We start from the raw sequence: 19,625 nt of genomic DNA, 5'->3' as shown, positions 1-19,625 counted from the left end.
GCTCAAGAATCAGACTCCGATCAACAACAAGGAGTCTGTCATGGAAACCCGAGAACATCCGCTTCGGGAAGCCTGGAACAAGGGGAAGTTGGTGGGCCAGAAGGCACCGCTCAAACCCAAGGACATCTGGGCCATCCGTATTCATCTGCAGAACGCGCACGAAGTGCGCGACCTCGCCATGTTCAACCTCGCGATCGATAGCAAGCTCCGAGGGTGTGACCTCGTCAGCCTGCGGGTGCGCGACGTGACCCATGGAAACCAGGTGCTCTCACGCGCCATGGTCGTGCAGCGGAAAACGCAGCGGCCCGTGCAGTTCGAACTGACCGAGCCCACGCGTACGGCTGTGGCTGCCTGGATCGCGAAGGCCGGCCTGAGGGCGGAGGACTTCCTCTTTCCGAGCCGCCTGCACGACTCACCGCATGTCTCTACCCGTCAGTACGCGAGGATCGTCGAGCACTGGGTGGTGGCCGCCGGCCTCGATCCGTCCGCCTACGGTACGCACTCGATGCGACGCACGGGCACCTCGAATAACCCGAGGTATTCAGTAAATCCTGCCGTGCAACGATGATCACGACGGAATTCCGCTCGACTTCCTCGGCACCACGCTGCCTCACCCGGCGGCGTTGTCCCGTTTTTGCTCCGAATCGCCTCGGGCAGCGGCGGTTCGGCCCATTTCGGGCGTCAGAAGGCCACGATTCCGGCCTTCTGGAAATACGTCAGCCGCTTCAGGTTGTAGCAGGCTGCCATCATCGTCATCGCGAAGCTCGCCCGCGCCTGGCCGATGGTTCGGATCAACTTGCCGCCCATTTGCGCGATGGCCGCGAACGGGTGTTCCACCCGCGCTCGCGTCCGCGCGATGCGCGTGTTCCGCCGCTGCTGGCATTCGGACAGCGGCTTGTTGCGTTGTCCTTTGCGCTGGATTTGATTCCGAAAGCCGTTCGCCTTCAACCAGGCCGCCCGCTCCTCGGACGGATAGCCGCGATCGGCATAGACGTCGCGGCTCGTGTTGCTCGTGTCGAAGACGTTGTCGAAGTGCTGGCTGTCGTGCGTGCTGGCCGTGTCGGTCTCGAGCGCACGGATGAATTTGTACTTCTTGTCGACGTTGATCGACAGCTTGTAGCCGAAGTGGCTCTTGCCGTGTTTCTTCGTCCAGGTGGCGTCGGTGTCCTTCTGCCGGCGCTTGGCCGGCTTCCAGTCGGCAGGCATCGCGCCTTGGTCGATCAGCGCCTTCTCCCCTCGGCTGTTGTGCTGCTTGGGGGCAGGCACCAAGGTGGCGTCGATGATCTGCCCGCCACGCGCGATGAAGCCCCGTTTGAGCAGCTGCGCCGAGACGCCCTCGAAGAGCGCCTTCGCGCCAAGCTCACCGATCCGGTTCTCGAAGGTCCACACCGTGGTGCGGTCCGGAATATTGGCTGCGTTCGCGAGCCCGCAGAAGCGTTTGTAGCTCATGCGGTCGAGCAGCTGGTACTCCATCTGCTCGTCCGACAGGTTGTACAGGCGCTTGAGCACCAGGATCCGAACCATCGTCTCCGTCGGGTAAGGCGGACGGCCGCCTTGCGCGCTGACCGTGCGCGGTGCGACCCGATCGACCTCGGCGGCCAGCGCCGCAAAGTCGATGTGCGACTCGATGTCGATCAGCGGGTCGCCCAGCGAATCGATCTTCTTGCGGTGATGCTCGTCGGCGAACAGGTCGGTCTTGATGGCGCTACGCGGTTTCATCGGTGCAGGCTGCGGGGTTCAGGACGTCGTAATTTTACCAAGGGCGGGCGAGGCGGAGGTTTTTCGAGGCGCCCGCACGAAGGCGACATTGATCTACAAGCGCACGAAGAATCTGAGGGCCGTTCAACTCCTACTGGGTCACTCCAAGCTGGAGTCGACAGTGCGGTACTTGGGCATCGAGGTCGATGATGCCTTGGAGATCTCCGAGCAGATTGAGATCTGAACCCGGCGCGGCTGCCCGCCAAGCACCTTTTGCCGGCGGGCGGCTGCTTACGGTGATGATGCCGAGGGGGTACTATCGGCCAAGAGCAGTCCGTCGCTGTTACACTTCATGTTTTCGGCATAGAAGCTCCCAGAGCCATCGAGACGACTTTCACCCCCTGCCGGGTTTCGCTGCTGATTTAGGTTCTGAAATAACTCGGATTAAACAAGAAAGAGCCTAGGAATAGTCTGATACGGGTGCAGATTTGAATTAATATACCAAAATATAACGGATGAGCCCGCATATTTGCGGGCGAAAATACCTTATCTTTTTTCGTTGCAAGCAAATGTCATGGCCAACTTTTCAACAGAATTTCCGATCGACACAAAGAATAGCGTTGAGGACGTAGTCCGTTTGGCATGCAAGTGGGTGACGGGGAGTCCTCACACGAGAATTCCTTCAACGGCTTTTGATGAGCTGCCGCTCGATTTGGAGCAGCGCTACTCAAACGGACCAGAGGAGGTAACCACCGCTATCGCTAAGAACGCCGACTACGACATCGGTGGCCTCCGGCACGTACGTACGGAAAATGGTCTTGAGTGGGTTACATCTATTGTGTCGCTCAAGACCCCCGAGCGACATATGCTCAGCCTTCAGGTTTCGTGTGAAGCTCTCAGTACCGCAGTTAGGTTACCCCCTCCGAAGAAGCCGTACTTCATTCGCCAAGCTCTCACGGAGTTGGGCGGCGGCATGGATGGGGAAATACCAGTAACCGACAAGCCGTTCCGTTTGGGCGAGGGCGAGGCTGGAATTGCTGCAGCGCTAATGATGGGAGTGGCAAATAACAAGCTGCCCATTGTCTACGTCAGCGCGGGCTTCGACGGTACCCATCTAATCAATCCCGACGAACTGGCGAAATTCGTATCCGGAATGGCGCACGTGGTAGTTGAGCCTAGCCGAATATTTTCATTTAAGGTTAAAACGCTCACAAACTCTGGTAACGTATTCGGTGGCACTATCGGCGTCTACTGGCCTGAGAGCAATGCGCGCAACGCATACTTTATCGATGACGAAACACCGAACCCTCGCGCCATACAGATTGAAATTGCAAAGGACATTCGCCTCGCGCTTTCAAATAGAAGGGCTCGCACCAATTGTACGTGGGCACATCTAAAGGAATCGATTTCCCGTAAGCGCTACGATTTGTTGAAATCGCAGGGATCCACAGCGCTACAAGAGTACATCGAGGCGTTTGACGCGGATCAAGCAGCCAAGGACGTCAAACTGGCTGACGCCGAGCAGGAAATTTCAAGACTTAACGCTGAGCTTAGGCGAGTCACTTCATCCAGTCAGTCTTCAACTCGCGGCTTAGTTAATGCCGGGAAGGAGCAGGATCTATATGAACACGAAATCGCTGACATCATTGTTGACGCGCTGCGGGAAGCGCTACGTGCCGCCCGAGAAAATAGCCGTCGCCATCACGTCTTGACGGATCTGTTGGCTGCTAACAAATCATCGGATACTAGGCAGAAACTCGAAGAGGAAATCAAGTCACTCTTCAAGACCTATACCTGAATCCGTGTTCGCTTAGCCGGAAATCCAGCCTAACGCATTGATGTAATTGTATAATTACGCATCCGAGCCTTTCACCCAACCGACCATGCCGCGCTTCGAAGTCAAGCAATCCGCCAAGCTCAATCTGACGTCCTACTCGGGCCTGGCGTTGATCGGGCAGTGCTGCCAGGCGGCACAGGTCGAGGCGGTGATCGACCCGAGGCTGCCGGTGTCGCAGGGTATGCGGAGCTCGGACCTGGTCAAGTCGGTGGTGGGGCTGCTGAGCCTGGGCAAAAGCGACTTCGAGGCGATCGAGCCGTTTCGCGGCGACCGCTTCTTCAAGGAAGCGCTCGGGCTCGCCAAGGTGCCCGGCAGCGTGTGGATGCGCCAACGGCTCGATGCCCGCGCGGCCGAGCTGCGCGAGCTGACCGACGAGCTGAGCCTGCGCCTGCTCGAGCGCACCGAGGCGCCGATCACGGCGCACAAGGGCTACGTCTGCGCCGATCTGGACACCTTCGTGATGGACAACTCCGACACCAAGAAGGAGGCGGTCAGCCGCACTTACCAGGGCGTCGATGGCTACACGCCGATCGCGCTGTACCTGGGCAACGAGGGCTGGAACCTCGGCCTGGAGCTGCGCGCGGGGTCGCACCACTCGGCGCTGGAGACCGAGTATTTCTTCGAGCGCGCGTTCCCGCGCCTGCGCCGGGTGTGTGCGGCCGATGCGAAGCTGCTGTGGCGGGCCGACAGCGGCTTCGACAGCGCCCGGCTGCTGTTCGCGCTGGCCGACGAGCGCGATCGCTGGGCAGCGCTGGGGCGTTCGTTCGACTACCTCACCAAGTGGAATCCGCGCCGTCAGGACAAGACCGCCTGGGTGGACCGGGCCGAGGCCGCCGGCGTCTTCGAGGAAGTGCGCGCGGGCAAGCGGGTGGGGCTGCTGGACCTGAAGATCGACCGTGCCTGGAAGAAGGCCAAGCGCACGCTGCGTCTGGTGGTGCGGGTGACCGAGCGCACGATCGACAAGAAGGGCCAGCACCTGCTGACCCCCGAGATCGAGATCGAAGGCTGGTGGACCAGCCTCGAAGTGGCGATGGCTGACGTGATCGAGCTCTACAAGCACCACGGCACGCACGAGCAGTTCCACTCCGAGATCAAGACCGACCTGGACCTCGAGCGCCTGCCCTCGGGCAAGTTCGACACCAACGACGCGGTCATGCATCTGGCCGCGTTCGCCTACAACTGCCTGCGCCTGATCGGCCAACTCGGGCTGACCGGCGAGCTCTCGCCGATCCGTCACCCGGCCAAGCGCCGACGCATCAAGACAGTGCTGCAGGAGGTGATGTACCGTGCGGCGAAGTTCGTCGAACACGCCCGCCGCCTGGTGCTGGACTTCGGACGCGGCGTCGCCGCGCATGTGAAGGTGTTCACCACGGTGCAGGCGCGACTGTGCGCGGTGGCTTCGCCGTGATGCAAATCCGACGGCCAAATTCTCCGAATCGAGGCCATTTCGCTGCGGCGAAAGGGCGACGGCCGCGTGGGAGCAGGAAAATGACGTAGCGCACCCCCCGTAAGCCCGGCTCGCCGGGCCTCCGGGCCGTGAAAGGACGGTGCTCGGGGCTGCGGTGAGCTGAGATTGGGAGTCAGGCAGCAGAAAAATCATGCGCTGGGGCTCGCGGAGCGGGTACGCGCTGAAGACAACACGGATTCAGGCTATAGAGACATGGATGCGCGTACAAGAAGCACGCTCGCCAGGATGGGCTTTGAACTCTCAGAGGACGGAAAGCACTATAAGGCGGTATTCCAGGGTGATGGCCGTTATACCTTTACGCTCCCCAAGACAAGCAGCGATCATCGAGCTGGCAGGAACACGGCTAGTGACATCAACAACATTCTGTTTTAGGGGTAACAATAGGCTGCAGCCGACCGGCCAAAAGCAAGACTTTTGTCCGTCGACTGAGCTTCGAGGTTGAGCGACAGCTTTTCTGAAAGCTCAGCAGCGGCATTGGGTTGCTTTGAGACTATCGTAGGAGGCCTGCGAGATGCTGCGTGGCTTAGTCGCCGGAAATCTCTCAGTTCAGCCACAAGCTGTCGGTCGGCTTAGCGTCGGGCTTGCGGAAGCTCATGCATCTAGCGGTCAAATCGCCACTGCTGGCATTCTGGATGCCAAGACCGAGCTATGCGCTATCCAATGTGGATGGGCTGCGCGTAGTATCGCCAATGCCACCGACCGAGCGGCGGTCAAGTTCAATGAGGCTTATCCCTTGCGGCGCGCACTCGCACACTGAATTACGCTCGCAACGCAAGGGATAGGCCCTACTGGTTAGACAGCAGAAAATACATCAATGACACGCTGGCAGGTCGAACTACTTGGGGAAGCCTACGATCTTGAGGAATTGCCCTATTTCTTTGCGACTGGAGAGATCTGCTGTTTGGCCGAGGACGGGACCTTCTTCCTAATTGCCCAAGCCTTTGAAGGCCAACAAGAGCCATCCCAAGTGCACGCCATGGCAGAGTCGCTCGTCGACGACATTACCGGCGCAATGGCTACTCACATAGGTCGATACCCTAGGCCGCGAGTAGGCCCCGTGCATGAGCGAGGAACTGACGGTCAAACGAAGAAGCATTACTTTCTCAAGGCCGAAAGATCTACCGTGTACTCCCGCTCCAGTCTAGGAGCTGCGCCGGATGGTCCAACGTATCCGCAGTTGTTCATTCGAGCAGGGCAACGCTCACAGCACCTTAGGCACGCCATGCTGATTTGGGCGGATCCCAATCGCACTTGGCCGCGCCTGTATCGAATTCTCGAGGAGGTTCAGCAGCACTTGGGTACCGATCCCTATCGACGTAGCCTATGTGCGAAGTCCGAGCAGAAGCGATTCGAACGCACCGCAAACTCCGCCGAGGTCGCGGGCAAAGATGCACGGCATGCTCTGGGTAGAAATGAACCACCGACTAACCCAATGACGCTCGAGGAAGCCGTTCACTTTGTCGGCTCCGTGCTTCAGGGCGCTGTCAAGCTTGAGTCGCAGCGAGGCACAGCCTGACCCTTCGCTCGAGACAACCCTTCATTGCTTGGCGAGTGGGCTACGAGGCCGTGGTGCCTATCATCAGTCTCGCGGCCAAGCGCCATGCAGTGGAAGTCGCCTCCGCTCAAACGTTGAACGACAGCTTTCCTCAAAGCTCAACGGCGGCACTGGGTCGGTAGTTCCAGTTGGCCGGATGGTGAAGCTGCCGTTCGCCGTCGCCTGACTGCGCCTTAAAGCCACCGGCAGCTGAGGCCGACAACCCGATCTTCGCAGCGTCCCCACACCGCGGAAAGTCCCCTCTGACTCGCCTGCTTCATGTAGGCCCGCGCAGCGGAGTCCTTCCCGGACTCCCCCTTCAGAAAGCCGCCCCAACCACGTAGGGGCGCCCGCGCAGATGCGGATGAAACCGCCCGAACCCGGACTCCGCCGGCGAGTGCCGCGCCATCAACTCGATCTGCCCCGAGAGCCGGTCCGCCGCGGAGAGCAGGACCGCGTCGAGCGTGCAGGGCTCGCGCAGACCGAGCCAATCCGGCGCCCCACGGGCGCTCGTCAGCGCGTGGATCAGGCCGAGGTAGTGGGACTCGGGGAGAGCGATGCGCGCGTGGGCGATGGCGGCGGCGATCCACTCGATGATGGTGTTGCGATGGCCGACGAGCTTGCCGCGGGTCGTCAGCTCGAGACCGCTGTAGCCGAGACGGTACTCGTCCGCCTTGCCCGCGTCGTGCAGCAGGGCGGCCATCAGGAGCACCTCGGGGCAGGCGAGGGGCTGGCCCTGGGCCATCCTGAGCGCCTGCTCGGCAACCTCCAGGGTATGCCACAGATTGCCGTGCACGCAGCTGTGATGGCCCTTCAAGGAGCTGGCGCCCACCAGGTAGCGATGCAGCCGTCGGCTGTCCCAGAAAATGGCGTTGAACAGGTGCTGGAAGTGCACCGGCAGGCGCTGCCACAGCGCGCTGGCACGACGGACGAGCGTGCGCTCTTTCACCCAGACCGTCGGGATCGTCTGGAAGAGATCGAGGCTGGCCTCGGGGCGCCCGAGCACGACCAGGCGGCTGATGCGCACCGCACCGCCGAGGCTCACAGGCCGACCGAGCCAGCGAATCGACACCAGGCAACCCGCACCCAGCCGGACATCGACCTTGCGCGAGGGCCACTCGACCATCAGGCTGGCCCGCTCATGAAACAGCCCAGCGCGGTTCAGGACGCAATGCTCATCGAGCGGCAGGCGGCTGATCGACTGCACGCGAAACACGGGCGGGAGCTTGGCCACTACGTTGTCCGGGGCGGCCGTGGGGATGGGCAGGCGGTATTCACTCATGGTCTCCTCCTTGAGCGGCGTTCTCTGCCAGCAGCTCGGCCTCCTGCTCCGCCTCCTCCGCAGGGGCGGTCTTCACCGGCAGGAGCTGGGTGCCGAGGGTCTGCGTGATGAGGCGCTCGAAGGCCGAGCCATCCCGCCGCGTGAGGTTGGGCACGTAGCGCGAATACACCCGAAACAGCATCTCGGTGGTGGTGTGCCCGAGCTGACGGGCGATCCACTCGGGCGCCTCGCCGCTGGCGAGCCACAGCGTGGCGGCGGTGTGGCGGCACTGATACGGCCGGCGCTGCTTGAGGTTGAGGTGCCGCAGCAGCGGGTACCACACCCGGTTGGTGACGTTCTTGTGGTCCAGCGGCGTCCCCAGCCGATTGCAGAACACGAACTTGCCGAGCTTGCCGGTGGCCTCGAACTGCGCCTGCAGCGCATCGAAGACGAGCTGACTCATCTGGATGTCGCGCTGGCTGCCGTCCGTCTTGGTGTATTCCTCTTCACCGCCGACGATGGTCTCGCGAACCAGGATGAGGCGGTTGTCGAAGTCGACGTACTTCCACTGCAGTCCGTCGACCTCGCCGGTGCGCAGGCCGGTGAAGAAGCGCACGGTGAAGTAGTTCCTGAAGTCGGGCCGCACGGTGTCGAGGATCTGCTTGACCTCGGCGAGGGTGAAGGGATCGACGTCGGTGCGCTTCGTCTTGAGCTGTTTCACGCTGTCGAAGGGCGTGCGAAAATCAAACCGGTCGGCCGCTTCATTGAGGACTTGCCTGAGCGGGTTCAGCATCTTGTTGATCCTTGCCGCAGACAGTTTGGTTTGCTTGCCTTTCGCGGTCGCTTTCCCGAGCTCGGCGCGATAGGCAAGGACGTCCGCCTTGGAGATCTGGCCGACCTCCTTCTCCCCGAACCTCGGGATGAGGGCGCGATCGAGGGTCGCGCGCAGCGTGGTCTTGTACGAACGCCGCCACTCCACCTCTTTCTCGCCGTACCAGGTCTCTGCGAAGTCCTTGAAGAGCGGAGTGCTCGCGACGCTGGCTGCCGCCGACGGCAACGCAACCGCAGCAGCGCTGACCGGCCCGACCATCCCCCCAGGGGCTGGATCGAACTTCGCGGCGTTCTTGCTGCCTGGGAAGAAGCGGCGGTAGTCGAAGGTGCCGGCGGCGATGTCGGCCTCGATGCGGTCAAGCACCTTCTGCAAGCGCTTGCGGTTGGCTGCGGTGTCGCCGAGCGCGGTCTGTTCGCGGTAACGCTTGTCCTGGTACCGGAAGTCGATGAAGAGCATTCCGTTATCCTTTCTGGCACGGATGCTAGCCATGGCAGACGCCTCCGTTGGCCATTGGGATCGCAAACGACTGCTCGGAGGTGCAGCCCATGTCGCGCTCGATGTGCTCCCAGATGTAGAGGATCTTTCGTCCGCCAAAGGGGCGGATGTAGTGCGTTCCCTCCAACAGGACGCTGTCTTTAAGGCGCTCGCGAATCGTACGCGGGTCGTATTTGATCCTTCCGGACAGTTCGTCGGTGGTCAGGTAAGTCAGTGACATGGCTTTCTCCACTCGTTAGAATCATGCAGAACGACAGAAAGTCTTTGAGAAGATCTTTTTGCCACCCTGAATAACATTCTAAGACGCAAAACGCCCTTGTCAAGGCTTTTTTGTCATTCTGAACGACATTTAGTCCTAGGGGACGACAATGGTGCGCTGCCACCTCTCACGCCTGATGGGCGAGCACAAACTGAAGATCGCCGATGTAGCCCGTGAAACGGGCTTGCACCGCAACACAATCACCCTGCTCTACAACGAGACGGCAAATCGGGTTGATCTCGAAACCATTGATCGCTTGTGTGCATTGTTCGAATGCACGGTTGGCGAGTTGTTCGAGTACATCCCCGACGCAACGAACACCGCGTGAGGCACGGCGGGCAAAGGTCGAAGTGGTGACTTAGTACGTCTTGTGCCAAAAACGTCGGGCACGACGCGGGCACGACGCGGGCACAAAATGGGCACAGGGTGGGCACAAAGAACAATGGGCTAGGTCCGCGAAGACCTAACCCATTGAAAAATATGGCGCGCCCGAGACGATTCGAACGTCCGACCCCTGCCTTCGGAGGGCAGTACTCTATCCAGCTGAGCTACGGGCGCGTGGTGTCCGGACGAAGCGCCCGAACAAGGCGCGGAAGCATAGCCCGCTTCGGCGGCAAAGTCCATGGCGCGCTGCCACAATGGTTTTTAGCCCGCTATAATCCCCGCTTTAGACCCTGTCTTGCGCCACCGTCCGAGGATCAAAGCATGTCGAACCCACGCCCCCTGCGGCCCGCCCGCCTCGCAATGCCCGTCGCCCTGGTTGCAGCCGCGCTGCTGGCCGGCTGTGGCGACTCGGGCAAGGTCGATGAAGAACTCCGCGCCACGCTGATCCAGCCGGTCGCCCGTGTCGAGATCCAGGCCGTGACCATCACGCCGGGAACCCGCACCGGCGAGCAGATCTACAAGTCGATCTGCGCCGCCTGCCACGACGCCGGCGCGGTGGGTGCGCCGAAGACCGGCGACGCCGCGGCCTGGGGACCCCGCCTGGCGCTCGGCCACGACGGTCTGACCGCCTCGGCGATCGCCGGCAAGAACGCCATGCCCCCGCGCGGCGGCGGCAGCGACCTCACCGACACCGAGGTGAAACGCGCCGTGGCCTACCTCGCGAACCTCGCCGGCGCCGGCTATACCGAGCCGCCGGTCGAGCAGTAATCCGCGGGCTGCGTCGCAGCCGTCGGCCAAGTCAGGAAAGGCAGCCTCCGCGGCTGCCTTTTTTGCGCCTGGGGCCCCGGCCTGCAGCAGACCCCTATCGCGCCCTTTCCTGTCGGGGCGCCACAAGCGAGCGGCCGCTCAAGCCTTGTCGCGGTTCTCGAACATCGCCATCAGGTTCGCCAGCCGCGCCTTGCCTTCTTCCTTCGTCACCGGCTGCGCGGTCTTGCGGTCGTTCATCTTGATGTCGCCGCCCATCTCGGCGATGAAGCGGCTCGGCTCGCAGGTGCGGAACTCCTTGCCCGACTTGCGCCGCTCGCACCAGGTCAGGTTGAGGCTGCGTTGCGCGCGGGTGATGCCGACGTACATCAGGCGGCGCTCTTCCTCGACCTTGTCCTCGTCGATGCTGCTCTGGTGCGGCAGCAGGCCCTCCTCGACGCCGACCAGGAACACATGCGGAAACTCCAGGCCCTTGGAGGCGTGCAGGGTGGCCATCTGCACGCCGTCGAAGTCGGGGTCTTCCTTGTCGAGCATGGACATCAGCGCGATGGTCTGGGTGAGCTCGAGCAGGTTCTTGCCGTCCTCCTCGCCCTTGCGGCCGAGCCAGCCGACGAAGTCGCGCACGTTGCTCCACTTGGATTCGGCCTCGCGCGTGTCGCAGTGCTCGAACAGCCAGGCCTCGTAGCGGATCGCGCCGAGCAGGTCTTCGAGTAGCTGCGCGGCGGGCTCGCGCGGGGCGCGGTACTGCAGGCGGTTGATGTAGGCGGCGAACTCCTGCACGCCCTGCAGCTGCTTGGCATTCAGATGCTGGGTGAGCCCCTCCTCGAACACCGCGGCAAACAGGCTGCTGTGGCGATGGCCGGCGTAGGCGCCGAGGGCCTCGATGGTGGCGGCGCCGATGCCGCGGCGCGGCGTGGTGATGGCGCGGATGAAGGCGAGGTCGTCGTCCTCGTTCACCAGCAGGCGCAGCCAGGCGATGAGGTCGCGGATCTCGGCCTTGTCGAAGAAGCTCTGCCCGCCCGACATCACGTAGGGGATGCGGTGGTTGCGCAGCTGCTGCTCGATGAGGCGGGCCTGGTGGTTGCCGCGGTAAAGGATGGCGTAGTCCTTGAAGCGGGTGCGGTGCTCGAACTTGTGCGCGGTGATCTTGGTCGCCACCCACTCGGCCTCGTGCTCGGCGTCACGGCAGTTGGTGACGACGATCTGTTCGCCCTGGCCGTGCTCGGACCACAGGCGCTTGTCGAAGAGCTTCTCGTTGTTGGCGATGACGGTGTTGGCGGCCTCGAGGATGCGGCGCGAGGAGCGGTAGTTCTGCTCGAGCTTGATGACCTTGAGCTTGGGGTAGTCCTGCTGCAGCAGCTTCAGGTTCTCGACGTCGGCGCCCCGCCAGGCGTAGATCGCCTGGTCGTCGTCGCCCACCGCGGTGAAGGCGCCGCGCACGCCGGACAGCAGCTTCAGCAAGCGGTACTGGGCGCGGTTGGTGTCCTGGTACTCGTCCACCAGCAGGTAGCGCAGCTTGTTCTGCCAGCGCTCGCGCACTTCCGGATGCTCGTCGAAGAGGCGCACCGGCAGCGCGATGAGGTCGTCGAAATCCACCGCCTGGTAGGCGCGCAGGGTGCGCTCGTATTCCTTGTAGAGCCTGGCGGCGACCGAGGCGATCTCGTTGTCGGCGAGCTGGGCGGCCTCCTCGGGCGTGATCATCGCGTTCTTCCACGACGAGATCTGCCACTGCATCTGCTTGGCGATGCCCTTGTCGCTGTCGCCGGCCACGTCCGAGACGATCTGCACGGTATCGGAGGCGTCGAGGATGGAGAACTGCGGCTTCAAGCCGCAGTGCTTGGCCTCCTGGCGGACGATGCGCACGCCGAGCGCGTGGAAGGTGCACACCGTGAGCCCACCCGGCACGCGCCCGCCCATGATGTGGGCGACGCGCTCCTGCATCTCCTTGGCGGCCTTGTTGGTGAAGGTGATGGCAGCGATGTTGTTGGGGCTGATGCCGCACTCGTTGATCAGGTGCGCGATCTTGTGCGTGATCACCCGCGTCTTGCCGCTGCCGGCGCCGGCCAGCACCAGGCAGGGGCCGTCGAGATAGCGGATCGCTTCGCGCTGGGGCGCGTTGAGGAGGGCGGACATCGTGGGCTGGATCGCAAAAAAGCAAAGCCGCCCGGCCGGGCGGCGTGGGGGCCGATTCTAGCCGATCGCGCGTCCGGGCCGGCCGGCGTCGGCCGCGCTGCGCGGGGTGCGAGGCGGCGTGCGCCCGGCCGGCGCGGCGCTCACAGGTTTTCCTTGCGCCGCAGCACCAGCGGACGCCCGTCGTGGGACTTCTTCACCAGCCAGGTGGCGAGCGCCGAGTCCATGTAGTCGGCGTGGCCGGGGAACCAGTCCATCAGCGCCTGCGCGAGCTCGCGCGCGATCTCCACCTCGCCCTTGGCGACGAGCTCCTGCACCTCGCGCACCGAGGCCATCACCTTGGCGTGCTCGTCGATGTGGCAGTCGCCACCGGTGGGAAAATCGGCCGCGGAGAGCCAGGCGTCCTCCTGCGCGAAGTGCGCCTCGGCGTGGCGGGCGAAGGCGTCGAGCGCAGCGGGGATCTCCGCGTCACGCGCGCGCAGCAGCGCATCCACGCAATCGACGAACTCGCGGTGGGTGTCGTCGATCGTGCGGTGCCCGAGCAGGAAACGGTCACTCCAGGTGAACACGGGCGGGTTGCTCATTGCGGTCTTACCTCGGATCGAATGTGGGGAAAACAAGCGCCGGGACGCCGGTCGCGCGTCCCCGATGCTTGAAGTCTAGCAAGCCGGGCACCTTTGCAGGCAGCGCCTGTCCGACAGCGCGAGGGTGACAAGCCCGGGTGGCTCGCTCAAAATCGCCCGCAAATCGCCCGCAAAACGCCTGCCGCCGCGCACTTCAACCGTTCCGGACCCTGCCATGAAGCTCAAGATCGCCGCCGCCGTCGCGGTCCTCGTCCTCGCCGTCGCCGGCTTCTTCGTGTTCACCCAGAAGCCGGCCGCGCCCGACGTGGCCTTCTCCACGCTGCAGGGACAGAGCTTCCGCACCGCCGACCTGCGCGGCAAGGTGGTGCTGGTGAACTTCTGGGCCACGACCTGCACCACCTGCATCAAGGAGATGCCGGCGCTGAAGGCGACGCAGGAGAAGTTCGAGGCGCGCGGCTACCGGACCGTGGCGGTGGCGATGGACTACGACCCGCCTGCCCAGGTCGCCGCCTTCGTCGAGCGCAGCGCCCTGCCCTTCACCTTCGTGCTCGACCGCGACGGCAGCATCGCGCGCGGCTTCGAGGGCGTGCGCCTGACCCCGACCAGCTACGTCCTCGACAAGCACGGCAGGATCGTGCAGAAGATCCTCGGCGAACCCGACTTCGACAAGCTGCACGGCCTGCTCGAACAGCTTCTCACCGAACCCGCCTGACCGGGAAGCCCACGCACCCCATGCCCACGATCCGCGCCACACTGCACGCCACCCTCGCGGCCAGCCTGCTGCTCGCCCTGCTCCCGCCCGCCCACGCCCAGCGCGCCGGCAACATCGGCGGCTGCGACATCCGCCGCGGCACGCTGTGCACCAACCTCAACCTCAACGGGGCAAACCTCGAAGGGGTGAATCTGGCCAACTCGCAGTTCACCCGCTCGGATCTGTCCGGCGCCAACCTGCGCGGCGCCACCTTGAACGAAGCCAACTTCTCCCAGGCCGAGATGGCAGGCGCGACGCTGGACAAGGCCTCGATGCTGCGCGCCAACCTGCGTGGCGCACGCCTGACCGGCGCCAGCTTCAAGGAAGCCGACCTGCGCAACGCCATCCTGCAGAACGCCGACCTGCACGACGCCGATCTCACCGCCGCCCAGCTCGGCGGCGCCGACCTGACCAACGCCCGCGCCGAGCGCAGCCGCTTCGATGGCGCCGAGCTCACCCGCAGCAACCTGCGCGCCGCCAAGCTCGCGGGCGCGTCCTTTGTCGGCGCCAACCTGCTGGGGGCGAACTTCACCCGCGCCCAGCTCAGCAACGCGGACCTCACCGGTGCGAACCTGGATCAGGCGATCTTCCTCAACGCGCAGACGGACGGGTGCAAGGGCTGTCCGTAGGCGGGGCTCTCGCAGGTCGGGACGGATCGACGCGGGCTTCCACGGCGACGGCGGCGCCGGGAACGCGCGCGGCGGTCGACCGGCGGCCGCGATCGCGACTTGCGTCGCTCCTACGGCGCGGCTTCGGAAGCGTGATGACTTCTGATCGGCGAGGTTTTTCGGCGCCCTGATGCGCGCAGGCGCGAGGCCTTGGGGCCGGGGTGGCGCTCGCCAACTTCAGGAGCGCCGAGGCGGAGGGCGTCGCGGGGGAAACAAGGCGACGCATGTCCGAGGAGCGCAGCGACGAGTTTGCGTCGCCGCCCCCGCGGCGTCCGCCGCCGAGGGCAGCCCCGAGCGAAGCGAGGGGCCGCGAGTGCAGGCGGCGAGCGCCACCCCGGCCCCAAGGCCGGACCGGAGCCGCGAAAGCCCCGGCGCAGCGAGCCCCGGGGCGGAGCGAAGCCGCGACGCCCCGAGCCAGCGAAAACCCCGGGGCCACGCCACCCGCGGGGGTTGGCGCCCCGGTCCGACCTGCGTCAGCGCGAAGCCGTCGCCCGGCCAGCCGCGGGAGTCTTCTCAGACCACCCCGGCCCCGTGCGCCTGCTGGTCGGCCCAGTAGCTCGAGCGCACCATCGGGCCGCAGGCGGCGTTTCTGAAGCCCATCTTCAGCGCCTCGGTCTCGAACATCTTGAAGGTGTCCGGATGCACGTAGCGCAGCACCGGCAGGTGGCCGCCTGAGGGCTGCAGGTACTGGCCGATGGTGAGCATCTCGACGTCGTGCGCGCGCAGGTCGCGCATGACCTCGAGGATCTCGTCGTCGGTCTCGCCCAGGCCCACCATCAGGCCGGACTTGGTCGCCACGTCCGGATGGCGGGCCTTGAACTGCTTGAGCAGCTCGAGCGAATACGCGTAGTCCGAACCCGGGCGGGCCTGCTTGTACAGGCGCGGCACGGTCTCGAGGTTGTGGTTCATGACGTCGGGCGGGGCGGCGTCGAAGATGTCGAGCGCGATCTCCATGCGGCCGCGGAAGTCGGGCACCAGCACCTCGATGCGGGTACTCGGCGAGGCGGCGCGGGTCTCGCGGATGCAGTCGACGAAGTGCTGGGCGCCGCCGTCACGCAGGTCGTCGCGGTCCACCGAGGTGATCACCACGTAGTTCAGCCGCATCGCGGCGATGGTCTTGGCGAGGTCGCGCGGCTCGTCGGGGTTGAGCGGCTCGGGACGGCCGTGGCCGACGTCGCAGAACGGGCAGCGCCGGGTGCAGATGTCGCCCATGATCATGAAGGTGGCCGTGCCCTTGCCGAAGCATTCGTGGATGTTCGGGCAGGAGGCTTCCTCGCACACGGTGTGCAGCTTGTGGTCGCGCAGCGTGGCCTTGATCTCGTTGAAGCGCTCGGCCTCCATGCCGGCGCCGAGCTTGATGCGGATCCACTCGGGCTTCTTGAGGCGTTCGGCAGGGACGATCTTGATCGGGATGCGGGCGGTCTTGTCGGCGCCGCGCTGTTTGCGAGCGGGGGTTTCCATGTTCGCGGGTCTCTGTGGGTTTCCGGGTGGGAAAAGGTGCGGGAGTAAGGGCGGGCGCCATCCGCTCGGGGTGCGCGAGCGATCGGCCCGGGCGCTGGCGCTCTGCGGCGCCGCTGGGCGGATTATGGCCCGGCGCGTGCGCCCGCGGCAGCCCCCGGCGGCTGATCCGCCGCATCGGCGGTGCCGATGGGCGGCAGCAGGGCCTGCAGGTGGCCGAGCAGGCGCTCGCCGACCCCGTCCACGCTTGCATCGATGCCGAAATCCTTCATGCGGATCGTCTTCAGCCCCTCGTAGCCACAGGGGTTGATCCAGCCGAAGGGCGAGAGGTCGGCATCCACGTTGATCGCCAGGCCGTGATAGCTGCAGCCGTTGCGGACGCGCAGGCCGAGCGCGGCGATCTTGTCGCCGGCGATGTAGACGCCCGGCGCGCCATCCTTGCGTTCTGCGGCGAGGCCGTAATCCGCCAGGGTGTCGATGATCGCCTGCTCCATCAGATGCACCAGCTCGCGCACCTTGAGCCTGCGCCGCGGCAGGTCCAGCAGCAGGTAAGCCACGAGCTGGCCGGGGCCGTGGTAAGTGATCTGGCCGCCGCGGTCGATGCGCACCAGCGGGATGTTGGCCGGGTTCTGCAGCAGGTGCTCGGGCTTGCCGGCCTGGCCGAGGGTGTACACCGGCGGGTGCTGCAGCAGCCAGAGCTCGTCGGGCGTGTCGGCGCCGCGCGCGGCGGTGAACACACGCATGGCCTCGAGCGCCGGCGCGTACTCCACCAGGCCGAGGCGCTTGACGATCACAGCACCACCTTGACCATCGGGTGGGCAGTCAGCTCGCGATACATGGCATCGACCTGCACCTGCGACAGCGCACGGAAGGTGCAGGTCACCGCGAGGTAATTGCCCTTGCTCGACGGCCGCATCTCGGCGCCGGCGGGCTCGAAGTCGGGCGCGTGGCGCAGCACCACGTCGATCACCGCCTGGGCGAAGCCGTCCACCCGCGCGCCCATCACCTTGATGGGAAAGTCGCAGGGATATTCGATCAGGCTCTGGCGCGTCTGCGCGTCCTGCTGGTCAGCCATGGCGGATCACCGTATTCGTGGATTCGCGGTCCGGAGCGCGCATCACAAGCTCTTGAAGAACATCACGATCGCATCCCACAGGCGGCCGAAGAAGCCCGCCACCTCGACGTCCTGCAGCGCCACCACCGGGTACTGGCCGAGCGGCTTGCCGTCGACCGCGACCGTCAGGGTGCCGACCTCCTGGCCGCGCTGCAGCGGCGCCACCAGGGGCTGGCGGCTCTCCAGGCTGACCTGGATCTTGTTTGCCGCCTCCTTGGGCACGGTGAGCGCGAAGTCCTTCGTGAACCCGACCGGCAGCTCGTTGAGCTTGCCCTTCCAGACACGGAACTTCGACAGCGCCTCGTCGGCGGAGTAGAGCTTGACCGTCTCGTAGAACTGGTAGCCGAAGTTGAGCAGCTTGAGCGACTCCTGCGCGCGCACGGAGTCCGAGGCCGCACCCAGCACCACCGAGACCAGGCGGCGCTCGCCGCGACGGGCGGTGGACACGAGGCAGTAGCCGGCGCTGCTGGTGTGGCCGGTCTTCATGCCGTCGACGGAGGGGTCCATGTACAGCAGGCGGTTGCGGTTGGGCTGCTTGATGCCGTTGTAGGTGAATTCCTTGAGCGAATACAGGCCGTAGTACTCGGGGAAGTCGCGGACGATCGCGCTCGCCAGCACGGCGAGGTCGCGCGCGCTGGTGTACAGCTGCGGATCGGGCAGGCCGGTGGAATTGGTGAAGTGGGTGTTGGTCATGCCCAGGCGCTGCGCCTCGCGGTTCATCAGCGCGGCGAAGGCTTCCTCGCTGCCGGCGATGGTCTCGGCGAGCGCCACGCAGGCGTCGTTGCCCGACTGCACGATCACGCCGCGGATGAGCTCATCCACACTGACCGGCTTGTTGGGCTCGATGAACATGCGCGAGCCTTCCATGCGCCAGGCCTTGGTGGAGACCGGCACCACCTGGTCGGGCTTGAGCGAGCCTTCCTTGAGCTTGGAGAAGGTGATGTAGGCCGTCATCAGCTTGGTCAGCGAGGCCGGCTCGATGCGGGCGTCGGCGTCCTTCTCGGCGAGCGTCTGCCCGGTGGCATGGTCGACCAGCGCCCAGGCCTTGGCGGCCAGCGCGGGGGGCGGCACCGTCTGCGCGAGCGCGGACAGCGAGAACAGCGAGACGAGTACGGCAATGAGGAAACGCATCGGGAAAACCTGGAGAAGCGGGAATGGGAACGGCGGATTATAGGCGCCGCGCATGGACGGGCAAAAAATGGAAAGCCTTTGTTGCAACCCGGGCGCGGTGCGCGACGGTCAGCGCACCACCACGAAGGGCTTGAGCTTGAGCACGTTGCCCATGCGCTCGGCCGCATCGCGCGCCGCCTCGACCGTGTCGTAGGGACCGGCGTGGAGGCGGAAACGTTCGCCATCGGCGAACAATTCGAAACGCTCGGCCAGATCCGAGGCCTGGCTACGCACCGTGTCGCGAAAGCCTTCGGCGTTGGCGAACGAGGAGAAGGCGCCGAGCTGCAGGAAGATGCCCGCGCTCGCCGAAGCGACCGGCGGCGCGAAGCCGCCCGCGGCACCGCAGACGGGGCCTTCCTCGCACTCGGGCGGGGCGAGGGCGATCGCGCTGCCGGCTGCCCGCGGGGGGCTCGCGACCGGCGCGGGCAGCGGAGCCTGCGCCACCGGCAAGGGCGCGAGTGCCTTCATCCCGGTCGCCGGCCCCGACCCCGGCATGAGGCCCTCGTTGGCGCGCGCCGGCAGCGGCGGCACCGGGCGCGCCATGGCGACGAGGGGCGCCTCGCCGGGCAGGATCTGCTCGACCTCGACCTCGGCGCTGCCGCCGTTGACATAGCCCAGCTTGTGCGCCGCGGCATACGACAGGTCGATCACCCGGCCGCGCAGGAAGGGGCCGCGATCGTTCACCCGCACCACCACCGAACGGCCGTTGGCGAGGTTGGTCACGCGCGCGTAGCTCGGGATCGGCAGGGTCGGATGCGCGGCCGTCATCGCGTACATGTCGTAGGGTTCGCCACTCGAGGTCGGGTTGCCGTGGAAGCGGCGGCCGTACCAGCTGCCGTGGCCGCGCTGGCGGAAGGGGCGCAGCTCGGTGGCGGGCACGAAGCTCTGCCCCATGACGTGGTAGGGGCGGTTGGCGAAGCGATGCAGGGGCTCGTCGCGCGGCTCCGCGTCGGGGATCGCGTCGAGGTTGTCGGGGATGTCGTCGCCCGGGCCGTCGTCCTTGTAGTAGCCGCCACCGCGCACCGGGCTGCGTCCGGGCTTTCCGGCCTGCGCCGGCACCTCGGCGACCGGTCCTTCGCGCTTGGGCGCGGAGCTGCAGGCCGAGAGCAGCGCGACGGCGCAGGCGAGGCCTGCCGCCACCAGGGCACGCGGCGCCCGCGCTGCCTGCGGGCGGGCTGCGAAGGCTGCGGGAAGCACGGGAGGAACTGGCGTCATGG

Annotated in this window: 18 protein-coding genes and 1 tRNA gene; 7 read left to right on the top strand and 12 right to left on the bottom strand. The window is 65.1% G+C overall.

Translation table 11 applies throughout. The features are described 5' to 3' along the window. Positions 1-40: 40 nt before the first annotated feature. Complete coding sequence (locus TMZ1T_RS01235) at positions 41-568, top strand: tyrosine-type recombinase/integrase (RefSeq protein ID WP_012584322.1); 528 nt, start codon at positions 41-43, stop codon at positions 566-568. A 113-nt stretch (positions 569-681) separates the two neighbouring features. On the opposite strand, the gene TMZ1T_RS01230 is transcribed toward TMZ1T_RS01235, so the two are convergent. Next, complete coding sequence (locus tag TMZ1T_RS01230) at positions 682-1,719, bottom strand: IS5-like element ISAzo41 family transposase (protein WP_012584321.1); 1,038 nt, start codon at positions 1,717-1,719, stop codon at positions 682-684. A 553-nt stretch (positions 1,720-2,272) separates the two neighbouring features. Here TMZ1T_RS01230 and TMZ1T_RS20950 point away from each other — a divergent pair. Further along, complete coding sequence (locus TMZ1T_RS20950) at positions 2,273-3,496, top strand: hypothetical protein (protein ID WP_012584320.1); 1,224 nt, start codon at positions 2,273-2,275, stop codon at positions 3,494-3,496. Between the two features lie 85 nt (positions 3,497-3,581). After that, entirely contained in the window at positions 3,582-4,943 is a 1,362-nt protein-coding gene (locus TMZ1T_RS01220) for an IS1380 family transposase (protein WP_004357889.1), read from the top strand. 1,913 nt (positions 4,944-6,856) lie between these two features. Here the strand turns inward: TMZ1T_RS01220 and TMZ1T_RS01215 are convergent. The 3 genes from TMZ1T_RS01215 to TMZ1T_RS01205 are packed head-to-tail and all read right to left on the bottom strand — an operon-like array spanning position 6,857 to position 9,345. Next, complete coding sequence (locus TMZ1T_RS01215; RefSeq protein WP_004303625.1) at positions 6,857-7,819, bottom strand: HD domain-containing protein; 963 nt, start codon at positions 7,817-7,819, stop codon at positions 6,857-6,859. Continuing rightward, entirely contained in the window at positions 7,812-9,086 is a 1,275-nt protein-coding gene (locus TMZ1T_RS01210) for a site-specific integrase (RefSeq protein ID WP_261789162.1), read from the bottom strand. The genes TMZ1T_RS01215 and TMZ1T_RS01210 overlap by 8 nt, the downstream gene beginning before the upstream one ends. 25 nt (positions 9,087-9,111) lie before the next feature. Continuing rightward, on the bottom strand, positions 9,112-9,345 hold the full coding sequence (locus TMZ1T_RS01205) for a hypothetical protein (protein WP_012584317.1): 234 nt from the start codon (positions 9,343-9,345) through the stop codon (positions 9,112-9,114). Between the two features lie 148 nt (positions 9,346-9,493). Between TMZ1T_RS01205 and TMZ1T_RS01200 the strand changes: the two genes are divergently transcribed. After that, on the top strand, positions 9,494-9,712 hold the full coding sequence (locus TMZ1T_RS01200) for a helix-turn-helix domain-containing protein (RefSeq protein WP_004357365.1): 219 nt from the start codon (positions 9,494-9,496) through the stop codon (positions 9,710-9,712). Positions 9,713-9,865: 153 nt separating this feature from the next. On the opposite strand, the gene TMZ1T_RS01195 is transcribed toward TMZ1T_RS01200, so the two are convergent. Next, a tRNA-Arg gene (locus TMZ1T_RS01195) sits at positions 9,866-9,942 on the bottom strand. Positions 9,943-10,089: 147 nt separating this feature from the next. Between TMZ1T_RS01195 and TMZ1T_RS01190 the strand changes: the two genes are divergently transcribed. After that, positions 10,090-10,536 (top strand): c-type cytochrome, encoded by a 447-nt coding sequence (locus TMZ1T_RS01190; RefSeq protein ID WP_012584316.1) that lies wholly within the window; start codon positions 10,090-10,092, stop codon positions 10,534-10,536. A gap of 138 nt (positions 10,537-10,674) precedes the next feature. On the opposite strand, the gene TMZ1T_RS01185 is transcribed toward TMZ1T_RS01190, so the two are convergent. Both TMZ1T_RS01185 and TMZ1T_RS01180 read right to left on the bottom strand, forming a co-directional pair. After that, positions 10,675-12,666 carry a UvrD-helicase domain-containing protein gene (locus TMZ1T_RS01185; RefSeq protein ID WP_012584315.1) on the bottom strand — a complete coding sequence of 664 codons (1,992 nt, stop codon included), beginning with the start codon at positions 12,664-12,666 and terminating at the stop codon, positions 10,675-10,677. Positions 12,667-12,806: 140 nt separating this feature from the next. Continuing rightward, entirely contained in the window at positions 12,807-13,247 is a 441-nt protein-coding gene (locus TMZ1T_RS01180; protein ID WP_012584314.1) for a bacteriohemerythrin, read from the bottom strand. 214 nt (positions 13,248-13,461) lie between these two features. On the opposite strand from TMZ1T_RS01180, the gene TMZ1T_RS01175 reads away from it, so the two are divergent. Together TMZ1T_RS01175 and TMZ1T_RS01170 are read left to right on the top strand one after the other, a co-directional pair. Continuing rightward, positions 13,462-13,959 (top strand): TlpA disulfide reductase family protein, encoded by a 498-nt coding sequence (locus TMZ1T_RS01175; RefSeq protein ID WP_004322943.1) that lies wholly within the window; start codon positions 13,462-13,464, stop codon positions 13,957-13,959. Between the two features lie 20 nt (positions 13,960-13,979). Further along, positions 13,980-14,627 carry a pentapeptide repeat-containing protein gene (locus tag TMZ1T_RS01170; RefSeq protein ID WP_012584313.1) on the top strand — a complete coding sequence of 216 codons (648 nt, stop codon included), beginning with the start codon at positions 13,980-13,982 and terminating at the stop codon, positions 14,625-14,627. Between the two features lie 552 nt (positions 14,628-15,179). Here TMZ1T_RS01170 and lipA read toward each other — a convergent pair. From lipA to TMZ1T_RS01145, 5 genes are all read right to left on the bottom strand, one after another. Then, complete coding sequence (gene lipA, locus TMZ1T_RS01165) at positions 15,180-16,127, bottom strand: lipoyl synthase (protein ID WP_012584312.1); 948 nt, start codon at positions 16,125-16,127, stop codon at positions 15,180-15,182. Between the two features lie 122 nt (positions 16,128-16,249). Next, positions 16,250-16,918 (bottom strand): lipoyl(octanoyl) transferase LipB, encoded by a 669-nt coding sequence (gene lipB / locus TMZ1T_RS01160; RefSeq protein ID WP_012584311.1) that lies wholly within the window; start codon positions 16,916-16,918, stop codon positions 16,250-16,252. After that, positions 16,915-17,199, bottom strand: a complete 285-nt coding sequence (locus TMZ1T_RS01155) for a YbeD family protein (protein WP_004322951.1) — start codon at positions 17,197-17,199, stop codon at positions 16,915-16,917. Before TMZ1T_RS01155 ends, lipB begins: the two co-directional genes overlap by 4 nt. Before the next feature lie 42 nt (positions 17,200-17,241). Then, positions 17,242-18,369: a D-alanyl-D-alanine carboxypeptidase family protein gene (locus TMZ1T_RS01150; protein ID WP_004322953.1), complete on the bottom strand. Its 1,128-nt coding sequence runs from the start codon at positions 18,367-18,369 to the stop codon at positions 17,242-17,244. A gap of 108 nt (positions 18,370-18,477) precedes the next feature. After that, positions 18,478-19,623: a septal ring lytic transglycosylase RlpA family protein gene (locus TMZ1T_RS01145; protein ID WP_012584310.1), complete on the bottom strand. Its 1,146-nt coding sequence runs from the start codon at positions 19,621-19,623 to the stop codon at positions 18,478-18,480. Between the last annotated feature and the right edge of the window lie 2 nt (positions 19,624-19,625).

Origin of the sequence: Thauera aminoaromatica, from assembly GCF_000021765.1 — a bacterium.
Lineage (GTDB): Bacteria > Pseudomonadota > Gammaproteobacteria > Burkholderiales > Rhodocyclaceae > Thauera > Thauera aminoaromatica.
This window is presented reverse-complemented; position numbering and strand designations above follow the sequence as displayed.